The organism is Bacillus sp. V33-4 (assembly GCF_002860225.1).
In the GTDB taxonomy this organism is placed as follows: Bacteria; Bacillota; Bacilli; order Bacillales; family Cytobacillaceae; genus Bacillus_BJ; species Bacillus_BJ canaveralius.
This window is the reverse complement of record NZ_PGVC01000074.1, coordinates 1-4,005: the sequence shown is the minus strand read 5'-3', so window position 1 is coordinate 4,005 and position 4,005 is coordinate 1. Positions and strand designations below refer to the sequence as shown.

Here is a 4,005-nt window from a genome sequence, read left to right as displayed (position 1 = left end):
TAAAATTAGCGAAGATTTAGAGTCTTTTTAATATTAAAATTTAATTAATGCAACACTAGTGATTTTTCCTATACAACTAAAATTCGCAATGTCTTTAGCATCAGTCGTGCCGTCCGGAACTTTGCGGACACCATGGGTGAGGATAAGTAATTATTTGAGGAACGTCATGGAAGCACAAAAATTTTCCGGTCCACCTCGTGGACTAACGCCTATTTTTTCGCTGAGCGAAACTTTTTTTGACTTCCGTTACTTTTATAGCGAAGATTAAAAACGTTGCTGTAGACCCACTTGCGAAACATTTGGTAAGATAGGCAAGGACTATAAATGGAGGACTAGCCATGGATCAAGACAAATACACTGCTTTAAAAATGGGAGAACGTGGAGCGATGATCAGTATTATCGCTTATCTCTGCCTTTCTGCCTTGAAATTATTTATTGGATATACCTCTGACTCCAGAGCCTTAGTGGCAGACGGATTGAATAATTCAACTGATATTATTGCATCGGTCGCCGTTTTAATAGGATTGAGACTATCGCAAAGGCCTGCCGATGAAGATCATCCCTATGGCCATTGGAAATCGGAAACGGTTGCGTCTTTACTTGCTTCTTTTATTATGATGGCTGTAGGTATACAAGTTCTATATAGTGCAGGTACAACCGTTTTTTCCGGAGATCACCAGGCTCCTGCACCGATTTCTGCGTGGACAGGCTTTCTGAGTGCTGTCGTTATGTATTTGGTTTATCGTTATAATAGAAATTTAGCAATAAAAATAAACAGCCAGTCTGTAATGGCTGCCTCAAAGGACAATCTTTCTGATGCCTGGGTCAGTATTGGAACGGCTATTGGAATTGTCGGTTCACAATTCGGCCTTGCCTGGCTGGACCCTTTGACTGCTGTTATTGTCGGTTTATTGATTTGCAAAACCGCTTGGGTTATTTTCCGCGAAGCTTCCCATCATTTAACCGATGGCTTTGACGAGCAGAAAATTGACGACTATAAAGAAACAGTGCAAACGATTTATGGTGTCAAGGGAATTAAAACAATCAAAGCCCGGAATTACGGAAATAACATAGTCGTCGATATCATTATTTTTGTAAATTCGAATTTGGATATCCGCAATGCCCATGATATATCGACAAATGTCGAAGAAGCATTAATAAAAGAGCACGATGTTTACGATGTCCATGTCCATGTTGAACCAAATTAACTGTTTATGTATTTGGAGAAGATCATTGTACAGTTTTATCTTCTCCAAACATTCCGATTAAACAGTTGTACTTTTGATTCTGGATCTTTCTGTATTTCTCGATACTTATCCGTGATTTCCACTAAATTACTCACCGCCGATTCAAACTCTCGCTGCGACAATTGTTTGTTTGCCAGGGCCTGACAGAGAATGGCTATTGCAATTGGCATCGTATCAACATTCACATTCACATTTACATCGACATCTGAGTTACCGCTATCGCCAATGGAAGACTGGGTAATTTGAGACTCATTAACAGACTCATTTTGTTCATCGGGATGGGATTCCTGTTCCCGAACCCGAAATGGATAATTGATCCCTCGTGGTTTCATAAAAATCCTCATTTCAAATCCCAGTTAATTTAAGAATAGGGGTATAAGAATATACCCCTGGTTCGTTAAAGATCATTTTATTATTGTTAGTCTTGCTCCTGGTCGTTGTCTTGCTCTTGATCTGCTTCTTGATCAGCATCAGCATCGGCACGAGTGCGAGCTCTTGCTCTCGATTCAGAATCAACATCGACATCAATGTGAACTTTGGCGTTTCCACTGTCGACAACCTTCGCTTCCGCCCTGTTGTAGTTCCTATTTTTCAGCTTGTTATCTGTTTCCACCTCGGAATCCACTTCAGAGTCGCTTCTGGAATCATTCTCGTTATCAATATCAACATCAGACTCGCTATCGGACCTTGACCAGCTCCTGCTTCGATTGTCTCCGCCACCGTTATTTCGGAACCATGGTTTATTCATCTGTTTTACACCCCTTTCTCTTTGCTTAATCCTATACTATTCAGCTAACCTAAAACTAATTGGACAAAAACCTTAGTGCAAATGTGGAATTTTCCGCTTCCGTTGATTGTTTTTCTGGGGAGAATCATTATGGACGAAGATTCCCTATCCTTACACAGGCTGTAACAGGATTTTGCACGGTGGATTTTTCATTCAATAATACGAGTACACCATTAAAAGGTTAGGCTTCAATTTATCTTATTTTTCTCAGTATCTTTCCGTGAAAAAAAAGCATCATTTTTGAATAATGCTTTTGGTAATTGCTCAAAATTCGCTAAATATAGAACTTCATGTAGGGTTTTTCTTGCTTATAATAGTCAAGCCTGTCTTGCAATGTACCCGAATGGAATTCAAATCTATGGCCATCCGGATCTGTAAAGTAGATCGATTGTTTGTCCCGGTCATCCCTTTTACGGCCGGGCAGAATATTTACGTTTAAGCTTTTTAAGTGTTCATACATTTTTTCAAAATCGTCTTCGTCGAGTGAAAAAGCAATATGGGTGTAAGAATCATTTGTTTCACTTCTATCTATATCCTTTTCCAGGTTTAAGGCCAGCCACATCCCCAAGAAGTCAAAATAGGCTGTACTCTTCCCCTGAACTAAAAGTTTGGCTCCAAACACATTTTGATAAAACTCAATAGACTTATCTAAATCCGACACAGAAAACAAGAAATGATTTAACCCTTTGATACGCAAAAATACATCCTCCTCCCACCTTTTTTGTATTTGGTATTGCCACTAACTTCCCATCCCCTTAATTGCTCCAGCATACTCAGGGGTATTACATAACACTTTACAACCCACTCTGTTCAGATAAAAGGGAAAATGTGCTCACTAGATAGCCAGTTCCAATGACTTTTGTATCCCACTACGTTCAGATAAAACACTCAATTTTAACACGAGAAGAACCCCGATACTATCAAGGGCTAGACACAATTTCTTGATATACATCGTTTTCAAGTTCTGCTGTAAATTGGTAGTTGTTGTTTCGATTTAAAAAGGAAGCTCAATTCTCTTTTTAAAAAGTAATGGAAGTATCTCTCACTACCATTTTATCTCAATAAACACTTTGATTATGGTAAAAAGATGAAAAGTTTGTGAAAAACTTAACATAATTTGTCGAATAAAAGAGAATAACTCCTTTATCTTGATTGTTCCCACAACATTTTATGCCTGCTTTTTCAATTCCCGGGGAAATAATGCAGATGACGACATTTCGATGATCCTTGATCCCGATTAAGCAAAGGTACAATTCAATTGGGAGATTGTCGCAATGGTTCAATTTTCTAGATTTCCTGTTTGACTTGCTGCCGTAGGTCTTCCAATTCATTCAAAAGTTTCATGACGAGCTCATCGCTTTGCTTTAGCTGTTCATTTAAAAGGAAAATCGTATCCTCTTCCCATTTAAAAGGGTCGCCATTATCCGGTGTGCGGGAAATGTTTTCATACACGTCACCTTCCTCACTCTTATCCGGACGGAAGTAGACCGCTACTTCACATCCTTCATCCCCGACGGCGATCCTTTTTCTTAAGCTTACTTTTCCATATCCGAATTTACGGGAAGCAATGCCCCCAAATACGCTTGATGTCATATTGCATAAATGAGGAGCATCCTTAACAACCTCCCCAAAAGGACACTCTTTTGCTTTCACAACCACATGATCTTCATGAACAGCTGAAATATAAAAGTGGCCTCCAATCGAATTTTTCAGATCTACGATCACTTCCGCATACTCATCAATCGTCCAGGCCGCATCTTTATCACCATAAAAGCTTTCAATCCATTCCCCTGTCCGCAGCCCAATTTGCCGCACATATTCATCGGCCGTCTTCCCAACTGTCTTCTGGTGGATATGTGCATATTGAGTGATGAGTTTTGAAAGGAACACTGTTCCCGTAAGCGCCGACTTGGTATGAGTAAAATGTTTGTAGGAGAATTATTTCCCTTCTCATCCAGATAATGGCGTAGC

General features: G+C 39.6%; 5 protein-coding genes. 1 reads left to right on the top strand and 4 read right to left on the bottom strand.

Translation table 11 applies throughout. The annotated features are described in order from the left end of the window. Window positions 1-338: 338 nt before the first annotated feature. Window positions 339-1,208 carry a cation diffusion facilitator family transporter gene (locus CVD23_RS20730; protein ID WP_101667050.1) on the top strand — a complete coding sequence of 290 codons (870 nt, stop codon included), beginning with the start codon at window positions 339-341 and terminating at the stop codon, window positions 1,206-1,208. Window positions 1,209-1,243: 35 nt separating this feature from the next. Here the strand turns inward: CVD23_RS20730 and CVD23_RS22135 are convergent, their stop codons facing one another. From CVD23_RS22135 to CVD23_RS20705, 4 genes are all read right to left on the bottom strand, one after another. After that, window positions 1,244-1,579, bottom strand: coding sequence for a hypothetical protein (locus CVD23_RS22135; RefSeq protein WP_180955746.1), 336 nt, complete (start codon window positions 1,577-1,579; stop codon window positions 1,244-1,246). 86 nt (window positions 1,580-1,665) lie between these two features. Next, window positions 1,666-1,995 (bottom strand): hypothetical protein, encoded by a 330-nt coding sequence (locus CVD23_RS20720; RefSeq protein ID WP_101575437.1) that lies wholly within the window; start codon window positions 1,993-1,995, stop codon window positions 1,666-1,668. Window positions 1,996-2,308: 313 nt separating this feature from the next. Further along, window positions 2,309-2,731: a metallothiol transferase FosB gene (gene fosB, locus CVD23_RS20715; RefSeq protein WP_101667049.1), complete on the bottom strand. Its 423-nt coding sequence runs from the start codon at window positions 2,729-2,731 to the stop codon at window positions 2,309-2,311. Window positions 2,732-3,321: 590 nt separating this feature from the next. Beyond that, complete coding sequence (locus CVD23_RS20705) at window positions 3,322-3,924, bottom strand: methanogen output domain 1-containing protein (RefSeq protein ID WP_101667047.1); 603 nt, start codon at window positions 3,922-3,924, stop codon at window positions 3,322-3,324. Between the last annotated feature and the right edge of the window lie 81 nt (window positions 3,925-4,005).

Excerpts from the sequence above, each read along its gene's own strand:
- CVD23_RS20730 (WP_101667050.1), top strand. The coding sequence starts at position 339 with ATGGATCAAGACAAATACACTGCTTTAAAAATGGGAGAACGTGGAGCG.
- CVD23_RS22135 (WP_180955746.1), bottom strand. The coding sequence starts at position 1,579 with ATGAAACCACGAGGGATCAATTATCCATTTCGGGTTCGGGAACAGGAA.
- CVD23_RS20720 (WP_101575437.1), bottom strand. The coding sequence starts at position 1,995 with ATGAATAAACCATGGTTCCGAAATAACGGTGGCGGAGACAATCGAAGC.